Here is a 16,811-nt window from a genome sequence, read left to right on the forward strand (position 1 = left end):
GTGGGCCTAGGTAGATAGAAGCTTCATTCGCAATGCGAAGGCTGAAAATTTGGTCTTCCTCTACAAGAAAGGGCTACAAGCGTTAGCTTGTAGCCCTTTGCATTTGTCGACGAGTGGGACGAATTCAGACTCGCACACAACGGCATCAAAATGCCGGCTGACGCGCCACATCAGCTCATTTTCGACCTGTTCAGGCGCCGTCAGAGAATGCTATACAGCGATCGGACCTCTCTCTCGAGGATTTTCATTTATTCCGTCGTCAATTTTCAACATTTGTGGCATATTTTTCACTTAATGTGTCACTCGACAAATTAATATGCGTCAGACGTCGATGTTACCCGCGCGCAACGCGTTGGACTCGATAAATGCTCGCCGCGGCTCGACCTCATCCCCCATAAGGGTAGTAAAGATCCCATCTGCCGCAATCGCATCCTCGATCTGCACACGCAGCAGTCGCCGCACCGCCGGATCCATCGTCGTTTCCCACAGCTGCTCAGGGTTCATTTCGCCGAGACCCTTATAACGCTGTTTCGACACGTTCCGCTCTGCATCTGCAAGCAACCACTTCATCGCATTCTTGAAATCTGTAACGGCCATGCTGCGCTCACCGCGCTTGATGACCGCACCTTCTCCAATAAGCCCCTTGAACGTATTCGCGGTGGTCACAAGCTGCTGATAATCCGCCGTGTGCTGGAATTCCTGGTCGATGACCGAAACCCGCACATTGCCGTGATGTGTCCGTTCGACATGCAGCGCCCGCTGTTCGCGAACCGGGTCATACGAAGGCACAACCCGCACTTCGTTCTTCAGCGCTTCATCATGCAATGCAGCATGCAGCGCCTTAGCCGAAGCCTCAGTCGACTCCTCATTGGAAAGATCAATCACCACGCCGTCCATGACCGCTTCCAGCGCGGCCGGGTCATACAACCGGCTCAACCGCTCGATCACGCTCTGCGACAGCAAATACGACCGCGCCAACTCCCCAAGCGCATCGCCCGAAATCGCCGCCGCATTCTCACCCGGCACCAGCTCCGACCCTTGCAGCGCCAACCGCAGCATATGCGCGTTGAGCTCCACGTCATCCTTCAGATACCGCTCGTCCTTGCCCGCCTTGATCTTGTAAAGCGGCGGCTGCGCGATATACACGTACCCGCGCTCGATCATGTCCGGCATCTGGCGATAGAGGAACGTGAGCAGCAGCGTCCGGATGTGCGCACCGTCGACGTCCGCGTCGGTCATGATGATGATGCGGTGATAGCGGAGCTTCTCGAGGTTGTAATCGTCCTTGCCGATCCCGCACCCAAGTGCGGTCACGAGCGTGACGATCTGTTCCGACGACAGCAGCTTGTCGTAGCGCGCCTTCTCGACGTTCAGCACCTTGCCGCGCAGCGGCAGGATCGCCTGGAACTTGCGGTCGCGCCCTTGCTTGGCCGACCCACCTGCCGAGTCACCCTCGACGATGTAGATTTCGCACTTCGCCGGGTCTTTCTCCTGGCAGTCCGCGAGCTTGCCCGGCAGGCCGACGCCGTCGAGCACGCCCTTCCGACGCGTCATCTCACGCGCCTTCCGAGCAGCATCACGCGCACGCGCGGCCTCAACGATCTTCCCGCAGATGATCTTCGCGTCGATCGGCGTTTCCAGCAGGAACTCTTCCAATGCCTTCGCCACAACTTCCTCAACCGGCGCACGAACCTCGGAAGAAACCAGCTTGTCCTTCGTCTGCGAGCTGAACTTCGGCTCCGGCACCTTCACGGAGAGCACGCACGACAGCCCTTCGCGCATGTCGTCGCCGGTCGTCTCGACCTTCGCCTTCTTCGCGATTTCGTTGTCGGTGATGTACTTGTTGATGACGCGCGTCATCGCGGCCCGCAGGCCGGTCAGGTGCGTGCCGCCGTCGCGCTGTGGAATGTTGTTCGTGAAGCACAGCACGTTTTCGTTGTAGCTGTCGTTCCACTGCATCGCGACTTCGACGCCCACGCCGTCCTTCTCGCCGTTGGCGAAGAACACGGTCGGGTGCAGGTTGGTCTTTGTCTTGTTGATGTACTCGACGAAGCCCTTCACACCGCCGGCGAACGCGAAATCGTCTTCCTTGCCGGAACGCAGGTCGGTGAGGCGAATCCGCACGCCGTTGTTCAGGAACGAAAGCTCGCGCATCCGCTTCGCGAGGATGTCGTAGTGATACTCGACGGTCCCGAAAATGGTCGGATCGGCCATGAAATGCACTTCGGTGCCGCGGTTCTCGGTGTCGCCGGTCACGAGCATCGGCGACACTTCCACGCCGTCCACCACTTCGATCACGCGATCCTGCGCGACGCCGCGGTGGAACTCCATGAAACGCTTCTTGCCGTCGCGGCGCACGGTGAGGCGCAGCCAGCTCGACAGCGCGTTCACGCACGACACGCCCACGCCGTGCAGGCCGCCGGACACCTTGTAGCTGTTCTGGTCGAACTTGCCGCCGGCGTGCAGCTCGGTCATCACGATCTCGGCGGCGCTGCGCTTCGGCTCGTGCTTGTCGTTCATCTTCACGTCGGTCGGAATCCCGCGGCCGTTGTCGACCACGGAAATCGAGTTGTCGGCGTGAATCGTCACGTGGATGTCGTTGCAGTACCCGGCCAGCGCTTCGTCGATCGAGTTGTCGAGCACCTCGAACACGAGGTGGTGCAGACCGGTGCCGTCCGACGTGTCGCCGATGTACATCCCGGGGCGCTTGCGCACCGCTTCCAGACCTTCGAGGATCTGGATCGACGAGGCGCCGTAGCTGCTGTTATCGGGTTGCGAATTGTGCTGTTCACTCATGGATATCTTCCGGTTCTGCGGGGCCACTCTCGTGGCGGCGCGGTGCGTTTCAGCGAGAAATCGCCGGGCCGCTCCAGTTTCCTGGCCCGCCCCAGGTGCCGAAACGGCATCAAAAGGGCGGGTTGTCGGTTCGCCATAAAAACGCCAAAGGGGCTTGCCGCCCCCTGGTGTGTGTCGCGATGTCGAGCGCGTCAGATGCGCATCGGCATCACGACATACTTGAACTCGTCGTTCTCGGGCACGGTGATCAGCGCGCTCGAGCTGGCGTCGCCGAGGCTCACCTGCACGGTGTCGACCTTCAGGTTCGCGAGCACGTCGAGCAGATACGTGACGTTGAAGCCGATGTCGACGGTATCGCCCTGGTAGGCGATTTCGAGTTCTTCCTGCGCCTCTTCCTGATCGGCGTTGGTCGACATGATCTTCAGCTGGCCCGGCGCGATGATGCAGCGCACGCCCTTGAACTTGTCCGAGGTCAGGATCGCCGCGCGCTGCAGCGAACGCTGCAGCTCTTCACGGCCGATCTCGAACGTGTTCTTGTGCGCCTTCGGGATCACGCGCTGGAAGTCGGGGAACTTGCCCTCGACGAGTTTCGACACGAGCTCGACCTGGCCGAACGTGAACTTGGCCTGGGTTTGCGCGATGTCGATGGTGACGGTGTCGTCGATGTCTTCGAGCAGGCGCTGCAGCTCGAGAATCGTCTTGCGCGGCACGATGACTTCCTGGCGGCCGAACGTGCCGCCTTCGAGCTTCATCGACGAGAACGCGAGGCGGTGGCCGTCGGTGGCCACGGCCATCAGCTGGTCGCCGTCGACGACGAGCAGCATGCCGTTCAGGTAGTAGCGGATGTCCTGCTGCGCCATCGCGAAGTGCACCATGCCGAGCAACTGGCGGAACGACTTCTGCGGGACGGTGAGCGTGGCGCCGAAATCCTTGGCCTGCGCGACGGTCGGGAACTCGTCGGCCGCCAGCGTCTGCAGTGCGAAGCGGCTCTTGCCCGATTGAACGGTGAGGCGCTTGTCGGCGAGCGACAGCGTGACCTGGCCGTCAGGCATCGCACGCAGGATGTCGAGCAGCTTGCGCGCCGCGACGGTGGTCGCGACCTGGTCGCCGCCGACGCCGAAATCGGCGCGCGTGGTGATCTGCAGCTCCAGGTCGGTCGACAGGAATGAAACGTCCGGGCCGTTCTTGGTGATCAGCAGGTTGGCGAGGATCGGCAACGTATGGCGGCGTTCGACGATGCCGCTGACCGTTTGCAGCGGCCTGAGGAGGGTGTCTCGTTCGGTCTTGACCAGTTGCATAGAGTTCCTTCGTTGAGTAACGGCCTGCAGCGCAGCAGCCACGCAGCGCCCCGCCGGCCGGGCTCTTGGCCCGCCACCACCGGGGCGGTCAAACCAGTATTGTGCCTCAAAACCGAACCGCCCCCCTTAAATTGGGGCGGAGGCCGAATTATCAAGCGCGGTGCGCGCGCTCAGCCCTTCAGCGTCTGTTCCAGCACGTGCAGCTCGTGGTTGAGCTGCGCGTCCTTGCTGCGCTCGTCGGCGATCTTGCGCACCGCGTGCAGCACGGTGGTGTGATCGCGCCCGCCGAACAGCTCGCCGATTTCCGGCAGGCTCTTCTGCGTGAGTTCCTTCGCGAGGTACATCGCAATCTGCCGCGGCCGCGCGATGTTCGCGGGGCGCTTCTTCGAATACATATCCGCGACCTTGATGTTGTAGAAGTCGGCGACGGTCTTCTGGATGTTCTCGACCGAAATCTGCCGGTTCTGCACGGTCAGCAGGTCCTTCAGCGCTTCCTTGGTCAGCTCGATCGAGATCTCGCGGCCGTGGAACTTCGAATACGCGAGGATCTTGCGCAGCGCGCCTTCGAGCTCGCGCACGTTCGAGCGCAGGTGCTTCGCGACGAAGAACGCGACGTCTTCCGACAAATTCACGCCTTCCGACTGCGCCTTGCGCATCAGGATCGCGACGCGCATCTCCAGCTCCGGCGGCTCGATCGCGACGGTGAGGCCCGAGTCGAAGCGCGAGATCAGGCGATCGTCGATGCCCGAGATTTCCTTCGGATACGTGTCGCTGGTGATGATCACCTGCGCCTTGTTCGCGACGAGCGCCTCGAACGCGTAGAAGAATTCCTCTTGCGTGCGCGACTTGCCGGAGAAGAACTGGATATCGTCGATCAGCAGCAGGTCGAGCGAATGGTAGTAGCGCTTGAAGTCGTCGAACGCCTTGCGCTGGTACGCCTTCACCACGTCCGACACGTATTGCTCGGCGTGGATGTAGCGGATTCGCGCGCCGGCCTTGTCGAGCAGCAGCTGGTTGCCGATCGCGTGGATCAGGTGGGTCTTGCCGAGGCCGACGCCGCCGTACAGGAACAGCGGGTTGTACGAGATGCCCGGGTTGTCCGCGACCTGGATCGCGGCGGCGCGCGCGAGCTGGTTCGCCTTGCCGGTCACGAAGTTGTCGAACGTGAGCACCGGGTTCAGCTTCGAACGTTCGTACATCGAATCGGCTTCGCCGCCGTTTGCGGGTGCGGCGCCCGGGCCCGGACGCCACGTGCGGCGGCCGGCCGCTGCTTCATGCGCGGGCAGGCTCGGCAGGTCGATGTCGGCGTCGTCGGCGTTCAGGTGGTGTGCGGCGGCCGCCGACGGCGTCATCGGCACGTCGGCCGGCGCGCTGGGCGCGGCGGCGGCATTCGCGGTCAGGTTGGCGGCGATCGCGGCGACCGTCGCGGCCGGGCCGCTCGGCGCCAGCGGCGCACGCGGCGCGGCCGGTGCGGCGCCTGCCGCGGCGCTGCGCATGCCGGCCTTTGGATCGAGGACGAACTGGACTTCGATCGGCGTGTTCCAGAATTCACGGGCCAGATCGCTGATCCGGCCCGAAAACTGGCTCTTGACCCAGTCCAGCTTGAAGCGGTTCGGCGCGGCGATGGACAGCGTGTTCGCCGACGCATCGAAGGCCACCGGGGCCAAGGGTTTGATCCACGTCACGTACTGCTGGGGCGTCAGCTCGCGCTCCAGCAGTGCGGAACAGTGTTGCCAGAAATCGTTCATCAAGTAACTGTCGTTTTTTGCGTGCACAGCGCGGCTCGCCGGCGCCCTTGTCGCGGTCGCGCAACAAGGCCCGAAGCGGTCGTGCGAGCGTGCGTCGGACGCCTGCGTCACAGTCTTGGCGGGGCAGGCGCGAGCCGAAGCGGCGTGCGGGATTCTTGGAGATAAGGCGAGATTCTAACGCCAAACGCGGCCACAGCGGGACTTATCCACAGGCTGTGTTTGTGGGCCGCGGGGCCGGATCGGGGCGGGCCGGCACAGGCGAACGACGCGTAAAGTATTGACCGTCAACGGAAAAACGGTTTAAATAGCGGGTTCCGCGAAAACCAATCCTGTATTCTCGGCGATTGCGTTCGCCCGAATGCCTCCGGTTAAGGGCACGCGGTCCCCTGAATTTCGACATTCTCGAACAAGTGAGAACATCATGAAACGTACTTACCAACCGTCCGTGACGCGCCGCAAGCGCACCCATGGCTTCCGTGTCCGCATGAAGACGGCAGGTGGCCGCAAGGTCATCAACGCTCGCCGCGCGAAGGGCCGCAAGCGCCTCGCCATCTAAGGCAGGTTGCGCGCTGTGTCCGCCGTCCGCAGTCCTGCGGAAGGTGCCGTCGAGCCGGGTGCGAATCCGTCGCAGACGAAAGCCGCCTTCCCGAAAGCTGCGCGACTTCTGAAAACGGATGAATTTTCATCCGTTTTTCGTTTGCGCCCCTGGCGGCGCTCCGCGCACTTCGTGATTTACGGCAAGCCGACCGGTCAGCCCGCACGCCTGGGGCTCGTCATCGGCAAGAAGTATGCGCCGCGGGCAGTCACACGTAACCTCGTGAAGCGGCTGGCGCGCGATCAGTTCCGCCTGCGCCGCGCCGAATTCGCCGGTTACGACCTGCTGCTGCGGCAGCACACGCGCTTCGACAAGAAAGCGCTGCCGAGCGCGGCTTCCGCCCCGCTCGCGGCGATGTGCGCGGCCGAGATCCGCGAGCTGCTCGACAGGGCAGCCCGGGAAATCGCCCGCCGCGCGTCGAAGCCCGCGTCCGAGTGACGCATCCGTGCCCGGTGCGGCGTTCGCGCCCGCCCGGCCGGTTTTGACGCGGCGTCGTACGGCGCCGCCCAAGGTATGGAAACGGTATTGATCGCCTTGCTGCGCTTCTACAAGGTTGCCGTGAGCCCGATGCTCGGCAACCGGTGCCGTTTTTATCCTTCCTGTTCGGATTACGCGCGCGAGGCAATCCAGTATCATGGCGCCGCGCGCGGCACGTATCTCGCCGTCAGGCGCGTGTGCCGATGCCATCCGTTTTCCGCGGGCGGCATCGACCTCGTCCCGCCGCCCAACTCCGACACTCGCGCTCGCGGCGAAGCCGACGCGCGGTCCCATCGACTCTGAGACAACGCATGGATATCAAACGCACCGTCCTATGGGTGATCTTCTTCATGTCAGCTGTCATGCTGTACGACAACTGGCAGCGGGACCATGGACGCCCGTCGATGTTCTTCCCGAGCGCCACGCAGACGGCCCCGGCCGCCGCCGGCGGCGCATCGGGCACGGGCGCGACGACGACCGCAGGTGACGTGCCTGCCGCCGCGGCCGGCGCCGCACCGTCGACGACGGCACCGGCCGCGCAGGCGCAGCTGGTGAAGTTCTCGACCGACGTGTACGACGGCGAAATCGACACGCGCGGCGGCACGCTCGCGAAGCTGACGCTGAAGAAGCAGGGCGACGGCAAGCAGCCCGACCTGTACATCACGCTGTTCGACCACACGGCCGGCCACACGTATCTCGCACGTACGGGCCTCGTCGGCGGCGATTTCCCGAATCACACCGACGTCTACACGCAGCTGAACCCCGGCTCGACGTCGCTGACGGGCGACCAGAACACGCTGAAGCTGTCGTTCGAATCGCCGGTGAAGGGCGGCGTGAAGGTGATCAAGACCTACACGTTCACGCGCGGCAGCTACGTGATCGGCGTCGACACCAAGATCGACAACGTCGGCACGGCGCCCGTCACGCCGAGGCTCTATATGGAGCTCGTCCGCGACAACACGCCGGTCGAAACGCCGATGTTCTCGCATACGTTCCTCGGACCGGCGGTCTATACGGATGCGAAGCACTTTCAGAAGATCGACTTCAGCGATCTCGACAAGAATAAGGCGAACTTCGAGACCTCTGCCGACAACGGCTGGATCGCGATGGTGCAGCACTACTTCGCGTCGGCGTGGATTCCGCAACAAGGGGCGAAGCGCGACATCTACGCGAAGAAGTTTGACGGGTCGCTCTATCGCATCGGTGTGGAGCAGCCGGTCGCCGCGATCGCGCCGGGCCAGTCGGCCGACGTGCAGGCGCGCCTGTTCGCCGGTCCGGAAGAAGAGCGCATGCTCGAAGGCATCGCGCCGGGCCTGGAGCTCGTGAAGGATTACGGCTGGGTGACGATCATCGCGAAGCCGCTGTTCTGGCTGCTCGAGAAGATCCACGGCTATGTCGGCAACTGGGGCTGGGCGATCGTGCTGCTGACGGTGCTGATCAAGGCCGTGTTCTTCCCGCTGTCGGCGGCGAGCTACAAGTCGATGGCGCGCATGAAGGAAATCACGCCGCGCATGCAGGCGCTGCGCGAACGCTTCAAGAGCGATCCGCAGAAGATGAACGCCGCGCTGATGGAGTTGTACAAGACCGAGAAGGTCAATCCGTTCGGCGGCTGCCTGCCGGTCGTGATCCAGATTCCGGTGTTCATCTCGCTGTACTGGGTGCTGCTCGCGTCGGTCGAAATGCGCGGCGCGCCGTGGATTCTGTGGATTCACGACCTGTCGCAGCGCGATCCGTTCTTCATCCTGCCGGTGCTGATGGCCGTGTCGATGTTCGTGCAGACGAGCCTGAACCCGACGCCGCCGGATCCGGTCCAGGCGAAGATGATGAAGTTCATGCCGATCGCGTTCTCGGTGATGTTCTTCTTCTTCCCGGCCGGCCTCGTGCTGTACTACGTCGTGAACAACGTGCTGTCGATCGCGCAGCAGTACTACATCACGCGCAAGCTCGGCGGCGTGAAGAAGAAGCCGGCCTGACGCCAGTCGTACTCGCGGGCGGTTCGCCGCTCGCGATGCACGCAAAAAAAAGCCGCATGGTTCATGACCGTGCGGCTTTTTGCTTTTCTGGTCCGATCCCGGCTCAGCCCTTCTTCGATTCGCCCACGTCGCCGTAGAACTGCTCGACCAACTCCTGCACGAGGTAGCGATGATGCGGCGACAACGCTTCGATCTTTGACGCGAGTTCGATCGTCTCGGGCGTCGGCGGATAGTGCTCGTCGCGCGGCAGCGGTTGCGGCGTCGCGTGTTCGATCACGCTCGGCGACGGGCCGTAATGCAGCCAGTGGACTTCGACGCGCAACCAGTCGGCGAGCGTCGCGAGTTTGTCCGGCGTCGGAATCGTGCGGCCCGTCAGCCATTTGTGCGCGGTTTGCGGCGAAACGGGCTGGGCTCCGCGATGGCGCAGATTGAATCGGTTCGCCAGTTCCGTCGCGCCGGTGACCTTCTCCGGGCTGCGCCGCAGGGCGAACTTCAGGCGTTCCGAGAACGCGGCTTTTTCTTCGGGTGTCGGCATGGGAGAGATTGTGCAATTCGGCCGACGTTTCTAAGACAACCATATAGGATAAACGTATCCTGTTCAGACGAATCCCGGCCTCGTACGGGCACATTGGCGGAATTGAGGGGCAAATCGTCCGCCCCCGCCAGCAGGCATACTTGTCCGAAACGAAGAGTATGCCAGCACGGGGTACTGATACTCGACTTATCCCCGTCGGGATAAATTCGGGCGAGTCCGAATTCGGCGTCGCGTCCGGTGGCGCGGGTGCCGACACGCTACAATGCCGGCGTTCCGATCCGCGAACTGTTGCGCCGGCGCACCGACTACTCGCCGATTTCCCAGACTCCCCAGATTCGTCCGATTCCCATGCTCGCTACCGATTCCGATCCGATCGTCGCCATTGCCACCGCCGCCGGCCGGGGCGGCATTGGCGTTGTCCGCGTGTCGTTCGGGCGCGGCGGCGAGGCGGCCGCACTGCCGCTGATCGACGCGTTGTGCGGGCAGAAGCTCGCGCCGCGTCATGCGAGCTACGTGCCGTTTCTCGACGCGCATGGTGCGCCGCTCGACCGCGGGATCGCGCTGTATTTCCCGGCGCCGCATTCGTACACGGGCGAATACGTACTCGAGCTGCAGGGGCACGGCGGGCCGATCGTGATGCAGTTGCTGCTGCAGCGCTGCCTGGACGCGGGGCGCGGCTTCGGGCTGCGGCTCGCGGAGCCGGGCGAGTTCACGCGGCGCGCGTTCCTGAACGACAAGCTCGATCTCGCGCAGGCCGAAGCCGTCGCCGACCTGATCGAGGCGAGCACCGAGGCGGCCGCGCGCTCGGCCGGGCGTTCGCTCGACGGCGCGTTCTCGCGGCAGATCCATGCGCTCGTCGACGACGTGATCACGCTGCGGATGCTGGTCGAGGCGACGCTGGATTTTCCGGAGGAGGAAATCGACTTCCTCGAGGCGGCCGACGCGCGCGGCAAGCTCGCGAAGATCCGCGCGCAGCTCGCGCACGTGCTCGGCGATGCGCGGCAGGGCGCGTTGCTGCGCGAAGGGCTGTCGGTCGTGCTCGCGGGGCAGCCTAACGTCGGCAAGTCGTCGCTGCTGAATGCGCTGGCGGGCGCCGAGCTGGCGATCGTCACGCCGATCGCCGGCACGACGCGCGACAAGGTGGCGCAGACGATCCAGGTCGAAGGGATTCCGCTGCACATCATCGATACGGCCGGGTTGCGCGAGACGGAGGACGAGGTCGAGCGGATCGGCATTGCGCGCACGTGGAGCGAGATCGAGCGCGCGGACGTCGTGCTGCATCTGCTCGATTCGCGCACGGGGATGACGCCGGACGACGAAACGATCGCGGCGCGGTTTCCGGCCGGCGTGCCGGTGGTGCGCGTGCTGAACAAGACGGATCTGACCGGCGTGCCGGCGTGCGTCGAGCATCCGGCGGCGGAAGGCGATCTGACCGAGGTGCATCTGTCGGCGAAGCGCGGCGACGGGATCGACATGCTGCGCGCGGAGCTGCTGCGGATCGCCGGGTGGCAGGCGGGGGCCGAGGGCGTGTATCTCGCGCGCGAGCGGCATCTGATCGCGCTGCGGGCCGCGCAGGAACATCTCGCGCAGGCGGCCGATCATGCGGAGCAGCGCGCGCAGTCGCTCGATCTGTTTGCCGAAGAGCTTCGGCTCGCGCAGGAGCAGCTCAATGCGATTACCGGGGAGTTCACGTCGGATGATCTGCTGGGGGTGATTTTCAGCAGGTTTTGTATCGGGAAGTGACGCTCGCGCATTTGAAGTTCGAGAGTCCTTCGTGGCGCGTCATGCGTCTTTGAACGAGAAACGCGCTCATGATCGCTTCCCCGTTTGCATTGCTCGGCCTGTCATAAAATCCGCTGGCCGGTAAATATCACAACGTCGAATCCGCGCGTCAAAACAAATAGACGGCGCGCACTGGATCCGGATCTGGCACACGCCGTGAGCCTGGGCATCGTATGGCGCATACGGCGATCTCAACGATGTCGATCACGCCGGCTGGATCGCACGCAGGCCCGGATCGCTATGTCCGGACCTTCGCCCGCATCAATCCCAATGACGATGATGGTGATAATACCCACCCCCACCGTAATACCCGCCACCGTCAGGCACCACGATACAGCCGCTCAACAACACGGCGACGCCGGCAATCAGCAAAAGGGCCTTCTTCATCGCGTTCACCTGCTCGGATTCAATATGAAACCCAGCATAGCGAGCGGCTCCGGCCGAGGCTGTAAGCGATCGTATCCCCGCGCCGCAATCCGTAACGGCGGATTATTCCGGTCAAAATGACCGTAACAATTAGCCAAACAGCAGACGTTTCAGGCGACGACGACCCGGTTTCGCCCCGTATCCTTCGCCCGATACAGCGCGGCATCGGCGGCCTCGATCAACGCGTCGGGCGTCGACAGGTCGTCGGCCGACACAGTCGCGCAGCCGATGCTGACGCTCACGCGCCCGGCCGGCGAATCGGGCATCGCGAGGTCGAGCCGCAATACGGCTTCGCGCGCTTCGTCGGCCACCACCCGCGCACCGTGCGCGCCGGTATTCGGCAGCACGATCGCGAACTCCTCGCCGCCGTAGCGCGCGACGATATCGGTGGGCCGCCGCACCGCGCCGACCAGTGCATTCGCGACGGCGATCAGGCACGCATCGCCCTTCACGTGACCGAACGCATCGTTGTACGCCTTGAAGTGGTCGACGTCGACCATCAGCAGCGACAGCGGTTCGCCCTGCCGCCGCGCCTGCAGGAACAGCGTATGGAAATGGTCGTTGAAGTGGCTGCGGTTGAACGCACCCGTGAGCCCGTCGCGCGCGGACGAGCGAATCAGCGTCGCGTGCGCTTCGAACAGTTGCTGATACAGCATCGTCACTTCCCATGCGAGCACGCACACGAGCACGCCCGGCGTGAACATGCTGAACACGCGCGCGACATACCAGCCGAGCGTGAAGCGATGGGTGGACAGCAGGTTCAGCGTCGTATCGGTGAGGCACGCGAGCACCGCGATCGCGAGCCACAGGTCGAGCGTCGTGCGCAGCCGGCCGGTGACCAGCACGGCCACGAGCGCGAGCACGTTGAGGATCCACACGACGAGCGCGGTGCCGTTGACGGGCAGCACGGCCGCGTCGCGAGGCGGATGGAACGCGGGCGGCAGCGACACGTTCAGCGCGAGCACGCACAGGAGCGCCGCCGCGACGGCCGGGCCGCCGACGAGCGCGAGCGTCCAGCGGCGTGTTTCTTTTGCACCGACCGGCGCGCGCGTCAGCCGCTCGCGCGCGAACAGCGCGGCCATCACGAAGCACGGAAAGCCGGCATGCCAGAAGACCCACATCCATGCGGCGCTTTGCGGGCGCGCGCCGAGCAGGCCGTGCGGCGCGAACACGCCGGGAAAGGTCAGCAACTGCAGCGCGACGGCGAGCGCGGTGAACGCATAGGCGCCGCCGAGCGCACCGAGCATGGGCTGGCGCGTCACGGTGAACTGCGCGCCGAGGAAGAACGCCGCGATGCTCGCGGTCGTGAACACGGTGAGCGCGCACATCGGCATGAACGGCTCGACGGCCGGCAGCGCGACGTTCGCGTGCGGCACGGCGATCCCGAGCGTGAGCAGGATGACGAGCGCCGTCAGCGCGCCGAACCACAGCTGACGTTGCGTCGTGTGCTGGATCAGGATGCCTTCCATGGAGTCCCCCGGGCACGCGCGCGAAACGCCCGATCTTGCGCCGGGCGGCGCGCTCCCCGATCGCGGCGCGACCGGTGCGGCCCGATCCTATCGCGTTATTGGCATCCGCTCAAATGCCGAGCCCCGGGCCGAAGTTGCCGGCAATCCAGCGCGTGACGGCGTCGACGTCCGCGTAGTCCTGTTCGGGCAGGCCGTCGAGCATCGCCAGCACTTCGTTGCTGGCGCCGGCGTCGCGTGCGGCATCGACGATCGCATCCTTGTTCGCGGGATAGCAGACGGCCGCCAGCACATCGGCGATCTGCAGGTCGATCGTTTCGTTCGGGATATCGTGCGGAGGAAGGGCGGGCTTGTCGTTCACGTCGGTGTCTCGCGGGTGGGGCGGTAATCGGATCGAAGCGCAAGGGTCGTGCCCGCATGTTACCCGGCCTGGGGTGGCCGGCCCTGCGCATGCGGCGGATCGACGATGATCGAAGTCAATGCCCGCGTCGCACGCGGCGCCACGGATGCTTCCAGTCGATGTGCGGTGCGTTCTCGTCGCGCGGATGCTGGCGACGATGCTCCTGCCAGAGTTCGTCGGAAAACAGCGCAGCCACGATGACGAGCGGCAGCACGAGGAAAATTCCGAGGATGACTTGCTCGATCACGATAGCCTCCTTGCGGTGGCAGGAACCCTTGTTCCCATTCTAGGCTCTGAACTTCGCCCGCGTTCAATTTCTTACAGTGCGAAACGGGCCGGAACGCGGCCGCGCCGCAGGCATTCCGCGCATGCGGCGACATCAAAAAGGACACCAACATGCAACTTCAGAACGATACCCACACGCTCGCGCTACGGCCGCTGGAACGCCAGGATCTGCGCTTCGTCCACGAGCTGAACAACGACGCGAAGATCATGCGCTACTGGTTCGAGGAGCCGTACGAAACCTTCTCGGAACTGTCGCAACTGTACGACCGTCACGTGCACGATCAGCGCGAGCGCCGTTTCGTCGCGGTCGATGCGCGGGACGAACTGGTCGGCCTCGTCGAGCTGATCGAGCTCGACTACATCCACCGCCGCGGCGAGTTCCAGATCATCATCGCGCCGCAGTGCCAAGGGCGCGGCTATGCGGGCCAGGCGACGCGCCTCGCGATCGAATACGCGTTCAAGGTGCTGAACATGCGCAAGCTGTACCTGATCGTCGATACGTCGAATGCGGCCGCGATCCACGTGTACGAGAAATGCGGATTCCAGCACGAAGCCGAATTGAAGGAAGAATTTTTCGGAAATGGCGCGTATCACAACGCTTATCGCATGTGCATCTTCCAGCGCGATTATTTCGAGCGCCAGCAAACCGGATTGAATAAAGCAGGGTAAACACCACACGGACGAAATGCGCTTGCGACGGGGCACCGAGCGCGCCGAATAGAGGCGGCGACCTACGGATAAATACGGATGCGCCTATATCTGGCATTTTTCTTGTATCGGGTAAAGGCGCTGCCGCGCTGCGGTAAAAGTCGAATCATTTTGGATGACTTTATGTGCAACGCATCAAAATGAGCCGAATAGCGAAATGGATTATCCAAACCGTTCAATCGCCGCATTGTAACTTCGCTGAAAGCCTTGTCGGATAACGCTTTCCGCCGGGCGGCGCGGGCCCGTCCGCGATTCGGCAGCGTTTGCCGGACGCGCGCCGCCCGCGAAAAGCGGGCCGCGCACGGGGTGCGACAATCCGCCGCTATTGCGGTCGCACAACAAATGTGCTTGCTATCGTTTGCCGGTCTTCTAAAGTGAAAAACGCGGGTTCACGATCACCTTTAAACACATAGCTAACCCAGCCTGGTGCCCGCAAGCCTGGAGACAGAACATGATCAAGCGTACCGGTGTCCTTTTTGCCCTTGTCGGCGCGTTTTGCGCGGTGTCGATTGCCCAGGCCGGCGGCGATTCGGCCGTCAAGCCGAAGCAGGAAATCCAACTGACGAAGAACGCATGGGGTTGCCTGTCGAAAGACAATCTGGACTCCGTACTGAGTCACGAACGTGACGGCAAGTCGCAGGCGAAGCAGCAGTATTTCGACGACTTCCGCTGCCTGTCGGTGCCGGAAGGCCAGCGCTTCCGCGTGGTGTCGGTCGATCAGGGCGACGTGCAGTTCGTCAGCGCCGACAACAGCGACCAGCAAGGCCTCTGGGCCGATTCACGCTTCGTCAAGCAGTAACCGTCCATTCCCCGCGCAGTCGCACGACGCGCGAGCGCGCCGGCCCGACGAGCCGGCGGCGCGAACCGAACGCGGCCCGGCCCAATGCCGGGCCGTTGCGCTGTGGGGCGCGCATGACGCGCGCCGGACGGCCCGCATTCGGTATCATCACGGCCCGACCGAACCGAATGCCCGCCCGGGCCGTATCCGCATGGCGCTGAAATCCACGATCTACAAAGCCGAATTGCAAATCGCCGACATGGATCGGCATTACTACGCCGATCACGCGCTGACGGTGGCGCGCCATCCGTCGGAAACCGACGAACGGATGATGGTGCGCATCGTCGCGTTCGCGCTGTTCGCGCACGAGCGGCTCGAATTCTGCAAGGGGCTGTCGGACGTCGACGAGCCCGACTTGTGGCAGAAGGACCTGACGGGCGCGATCGACGTGTGGATCGAGGCCGGTCAGCCCGACGAACGGCGCATCTCGAAGGCGGCCGGGCGTGCCGGGCAGGTCACGGTGATCGCGTACGGCGGCAAGACGTCGGATATCTGGTGGCAGGGCGTGCGCAGCAAGGTCGAACGGCTGCGCAACGTGCAGGTGCTGTCGCTCGCCGACGGCGTCGCGGCCGCGCTCGGGCGGCTCGCGGCGCGCACGATGCGCCTGCAGTGCACGGTGCAGGACGGCGCCGCATGGATCTCGAGCGCGGACCACGATCCGGTCGCGGTCGAGTGGGCGGTGCTGAAGGCGCGCGCGGACGCGTAACGGCTCGCGCGTCGGCCGCGTTCAGCCGAGCGCGGCCGGCGGCCCCTTGAATTCGACCATGTTGCCTTCGGGATCGAACAGGTAGATCGACGGCCCGTAGCCGCCGGCGCCGTAGCGTTCGGCCGGCGCGCCGGGCCGCGCGCCATGCGCGGCGAAATGGGCGATCAGTGCGTCGGGATCGAACGGCTCGACGCGCAGGCACAGATGGTCGAGGTTGCGCCCGGCGCCGGGCGGGCCGCTGTCGGGGCGGTCGATCGGGCCGCCGACCGTCAGCAGGTCGATCAGCGCATCGCCGGCTCGCAGTTGCACGAGGCCCAGATCGGGCTGTTCCTTCTCCACATGGCAGCCGACGGCGTCGCAGTAAAAGCGCGTCATGGCCGCCATGTCGGTCACGCGCAGCACGATGTGATCGATTCCGCGGATGGTGGGCTTCATGGGCGGGACTCCTTCGCAGTCGACGAGCATCGAGTGTAGACGCATCGCGCCTGCGCTGCCGGCCGGAACGCGGCACAATCGACGGACGAAAAAAAGCCCGTTCGCGCAGAGCGGAACGGGCTTAATCCATATCAGGAGGAGACATGGAGGAGACAGTTCCAACTATACACACGGCGATGGTGCGACGCAATATTCCGATTGCAAAAAAACGTCAGGACGGCGATTTGTCGCATCCGCACTGCAGCAAAACGGTGACGGGACGATGACGGAAACGGCGCGCGAGCAGCCGCCGCGCGCGTTTCGTCGCATTTATCCCTATGGATGTGGCCCCGATTCGCCGACA

17 protein-coding genes are annotated in these 16,811 nt (G+C 64.0%); 8 read left to right on the forward strand and 9 right to left on the reverse strand.

All coding sequences use genetic code 11. The features are described 5' to 3' along the window. Nucleotides 1-321: 321 nt before the first annotated feature. The 3 genes from gyrB to dnaA all read right to left on the reverse strand — a co-directional run bounded on the left by gyrB (nucleotide 322) and on the right by dnaA (nucleotide 5,842). Nucleotides 322-2,796 carry a DNA topoisomerase (ATP-hydrolyzing) subunit B gene (gyrB, locus tag C5F75_RS01410; RefSeq protein ID WP_060010871.1) on the reverse strand — a complete coding sequence of 825 codons (2,475 nt, stop codon included), beginning with the start codon at nucleotides 2,794-2,796 and terminating at the stop codon, nucleotides 322-324. A gap of 191 nt (nucleotides 2,797-2,987) precedes the next feature. Next, entirely contained in the window at nucleotides 2,988-4,094 is a 1,107-nt protein-coding gene (gene dnaN, locus C5F75_RS01415; RefSeq protein WP_006756934.1) for a DNA polymerase III subunit beta, read from the reverse strand. Between the two features lie 170 nt (nucleotides 4,095-4,264). Beyond that, nucleotides 4,265-5,842, reverse strand: coding sequence for a chromosomal replication initiator protein DnaA (gene dnaA, locus C5F75_RS01420; RefSeq protein ID WP_053524377.1), 1,578 nt, complete (start codon nucleotides 5,840-5,842; stop codon nucleotides 4,265-4,267). A 421-nt stretch (nucleotides 5,843-6,263) separates the two neighbouring features. Between dnaA and rpmH the strand changes: the two genes are divergently transcribed. The 4 genes from rpmH (at nucleotide 6,264) to yidC (ending at nucleotide 8,887) form a co-directional block, all read left to right on the forward strand. After that, the gene (gene rpmH, locus C5F75_RS01425; RefSeq protein ID WP_004198824.1) at nucleotides 6,264-6,398 is read left to right on the forward strand and encodes a 50S ribosomal protein L34; all 135 of its coding nucleotides are present in this window, start codon (nucleotides 6,264-6,266) and stop codon (nucleotides 6,396-6,398) included. Between the two features lie 15 nt (nucleotides 6,399-6,413). Next, a complete protein-coding gene (gene rnpA, locus C5F75_RS01430; protein WP_059573578.1) occupies nucleotides 6,414-6,875 on the forward strand; it encodes a ribonuclease P protein component in 462 nt (153 codons plus the stop codon). Between the two features lie 75 nt (nucleotides 6,876-6,950). Next, entirely contained in the window at nucleotides 6,951-7,217 is a 267-nt protein-coding gene (yidD, locus tag C5F75_RS01435; protein WP_006750110.1) for a membrane protein insertion efficiency factor YidD, read from the forward strand. Between the two features lie 8 nt (nucleotides 7,218-7,225). Continuing rightward, the gene (yidC, locus tag C5F75_RS01440) at nucleotides 7,226-8,887 is read left to right on the forward strand and encodes a membrane protein insertase YidC (protein ID WP_060010873.1); all 1,662 of its coding nucleotides are present in this window, start codon (nucleotides 7,226-7,228) and stop codon (nucleotides 8,885-8,887) included. 103 nt (nucleotides 8,888-8,990) lie between these two features. Here yidC and C5F75_RS01445 read toward each other — a convergent pair whose 3' ends face one another. Continuing rightward, on the reverse strand, nucleotides 8,991-9,422 hold the full coding sequence (locus C5F75_RS01445) for a helix-turn-helix domain-containing protein (protein ID WP_060010875.1): 432 nt from the start codon (nucleotides 9,420-9,422) through the stop codon (nucleotides 8,991-8,993). A 348-nt stretch (nucleotides 9,423-9,770) separates the two neighbouring features. Between C5F75_RS01445 and mnmE the strand changes: the two genes are divergently transcribed. Further along, a complete protein-coding gene (gene mnmE / locus C5F75_RS01450; RefSeq protein ID WP_059646140.1) occupies nucleotides 9,771-11,165 on the forward strand; it encodes a tRNA uridine-5-carboxymethylaminomethyl(34) synthesis GTPase MnmE in 1,395 nt (464 codons plus the stop codon). Between the two features lie 300 nt (nucleotides 11,166-11,465). Here mnmE and C5F75_RS37070 read toward each other — a convergent pair whose 3' ends face one another. From C5F75_RS37070 to C5F75_RS36645, 4 genes are all read right to left on the reverse strand, one after another. Next, nucleotides 11,466-11,591, reverse strand: a complete 126-nt coding sequence (locus C5F75_RS37070) for a hypothetical protein (RefSeq protein WP_256097665.1) — start codon at nucleotides 11,589-11,591, stop codon at nucleotides 11,466-11,468. 149 nt (nucleotides 11,592-11,740) lie between these two features. Then, a complete protein-coding gene (locus C5F75_RS01455) occupies nucleotides 11,741-13,099 on the reverse strand; it encodes a sensor domain-containing diguanylate cyclase (RefSeq protein WP_060010877.1) in 1,359 nt (452 codons plus the stop codon). A 109-nt stretch (nucleotides 13,100-13,208) separates the two neighbouring features. Continuing rightward, the gene (locus C5F75_RS01460; RefSeq protein WP_060010879.1) at nucleotides 13,209-13,457 is read right to left on the reverse strand and encodes a DUF2795 domain-containing protein; all 249 of its coding nucleotides are present in this window, start codon (nucleotides 13,455-13,457) and stop codon (nucleotides 13,209-13,211) included. Between the two features lie 115 nt (nucleotides 13,458-13,572). Next, nucleotides 13,573-13,743, reverse strand: coding sequence for a hypothetical protein (locus C5F75_RS36645; RefSeq protein WP_006489933.1), 171 nt, complete (start codon nucleotides 13,741-13,743; stop codon nucleotides 13,573-13,575). Between the two features lie 149 nt (nucleotides 13,744-13,892). Here C5F75_RS36645 and speG point away from each other — a divergent pair, with 149 nt between their 5' ends. The 3 genes from speG to C5F75_RS01475 all read left to right on the forward strand — a co-directional run bounded on the left by speG (nucleotide 13,893) and on the right by C5F75_RS01475 (nucleotide 16,033). Then, a complete protein-coding gene (gene speG, locus C5F75_RS01465) occupies nucleotides 13,893-14,450 on the forward strand; it encodes a spermidine N1-acetyltransferase (RefSeq protein ID WP_059573584.1) in 558 nt (185 codons plus the stop codon). A 490-nt stretch (nucleotides 14,451-14,940) separates the two neighbouring features. Beyond that, nucleotides 14,941-15,288 (forward strand): surface attachment protein Sap1, encoded by a 348-nt coding sequence (gene sap1 / locus C5F75_RS01470; RefSeq protein WP_059573585.1) that lies wholly within the window; start codon nucleotides 14,941-14,943, stop codon nucleotides 15,286-15,288. A gap of 190 nt (nucleotides 15,289-15,478) precedes the next feature. Next, on the forward strand, nucleotides 15,479-16,033 hold the full coding sequence (locus tag C5F75_RS01475) for a YaeQ family protein (protein ID WP_059573586.1): 555 nt from the start codon (nucleotides 15,479-15,481) through the stop codon (nucleotides 16,031-16,033). A 21-nt stretch (nucleotides 16,034-16,054) separates the two neighbouring features. On the opposite strand, the gene C5F75_RS01480 is transcribed toward C5F75_RS01475, so the two are convergent. Continuing rightward, nucleotides 16,055-16,468, reverse strand: coding sequence for a VOC family protein (locus C5F75_RS01480; protein WP_059573587.1), 414 nt, complete (start codon nucleotides 16,466-16,468; stop codon nucleotides 16,055-16,057). Between the last annotated feature and the right edge of the window lie 343 nt (nucleotides 16,469-16,811).

The sequence above is a fragment of the Burkholderia anthinoferrum genome (assembly GCF_002925705.1).
Classification (GTDB): domain Bacteria; phylum Pseudomonadota; class Gammaproteobacteria; order Burkholderiales; family Burkholderiaceae; genus Burkholderia; species Burkholderia semiarida.

Excerpts from the sequence above, each read along its gene's own strand:
- gyrB (WP_060010871.1), bottom strand. The coding sequence starts at position 2,796 with ATGAGTGAACAGCACAATTCGCAACCCGATAACAGCAGCTACGGCGCC.
- dnaN (WP_006756934.1), bottom strand. The coding sequence starts at position 4,094 with ATGCAACTGGTCAAGACCGAACGAGACACCCTCCTCAGGCCGCTGCAA.
- dnaA (WP_053524377.1), bottom strand. The coding sequence starts at position 5,842 with ATGAACGATTTCTGGCAACACTGTTCCGCACTGCTGGAGCGCGAGCTG.
- rpmH (WP_004198824.1), top strand. The coding sequence starts at position 6,264 with ATGAAACGTACTTACCAACCGTCCGTGACGCGCCGCAAGCGCACCCAT.
- yidD (WP_006750110.1), top strand. The coding sequence starts at position 6,951 with ATGGAAACGGTATTGATCGCCTTGCTGCGCTTCTACAAGGTTGCCGTG.
- yidC (WP_060010873.1), top strand. The coding sequence starts at position 7,226 with ATGGATATCAAACGCACCGTCCTATGGGTGATCTTCTTCATGTCAGCT.
- C5F75_RS01445 (WP_060010875.1), bottom strand. The coding sequence starts at position 9,422 with ATGCCGACACCCGAAGAAAAAGCCGCGTTCTCGGAACGCCTGAAGTTC.
- mnmE (WP_059646140.1), top strand. The coding sequence starts at position 9,771 with ATGCTCGCTACCGATTCCGATCCGATCGTCGCCATTGCCACCGCCGCC.
- C5F75_RS37070 (WP_256097665.1), bottom strand. The coding sequence starts at position 11,591 with ATGAAGAAGGCCCTTTTGCTGATTGCCGGCGTCGCCGTGTTGTTGAGC.
- C5F75_RS01455 (WP_060010877.1), bottom strand. The coding sequence starts at position 13,099 with ATGGAAGGCATCCTGATCCAGCACACGACGCAACGTCAGCTGTGGTTC.
- speG (WP_059573584.1), top strand. The coding sequence starts at position 13,893 with ATGCAACTTCAGAACGATACCCACACGCTCGCGCTACGGCCGCTGGAA.
- sap1 (WP_059573585.1), top strand. The coding sequence starts at position 14,941 with ATGATCAAGCGTACCGGTGTCCTTTTTGCCCTTGTCGGCGCGTTTTGC.
- C5F75_RS01475 (WP_059573586.1), top strand. The coding sequence starts at position 15,479 with ATGGCGCTGAAATCCACGATCTACAAAGCCGAATTGCAAATCGCCGAC.
- C5F75_RS01480 (WP_059573587.1), bottom strand. The coding sequence starts at position 16,468 with ATGAAGCCCACCATCCGCGGAATCGATCACATCGTGCTGCGCGTGACC.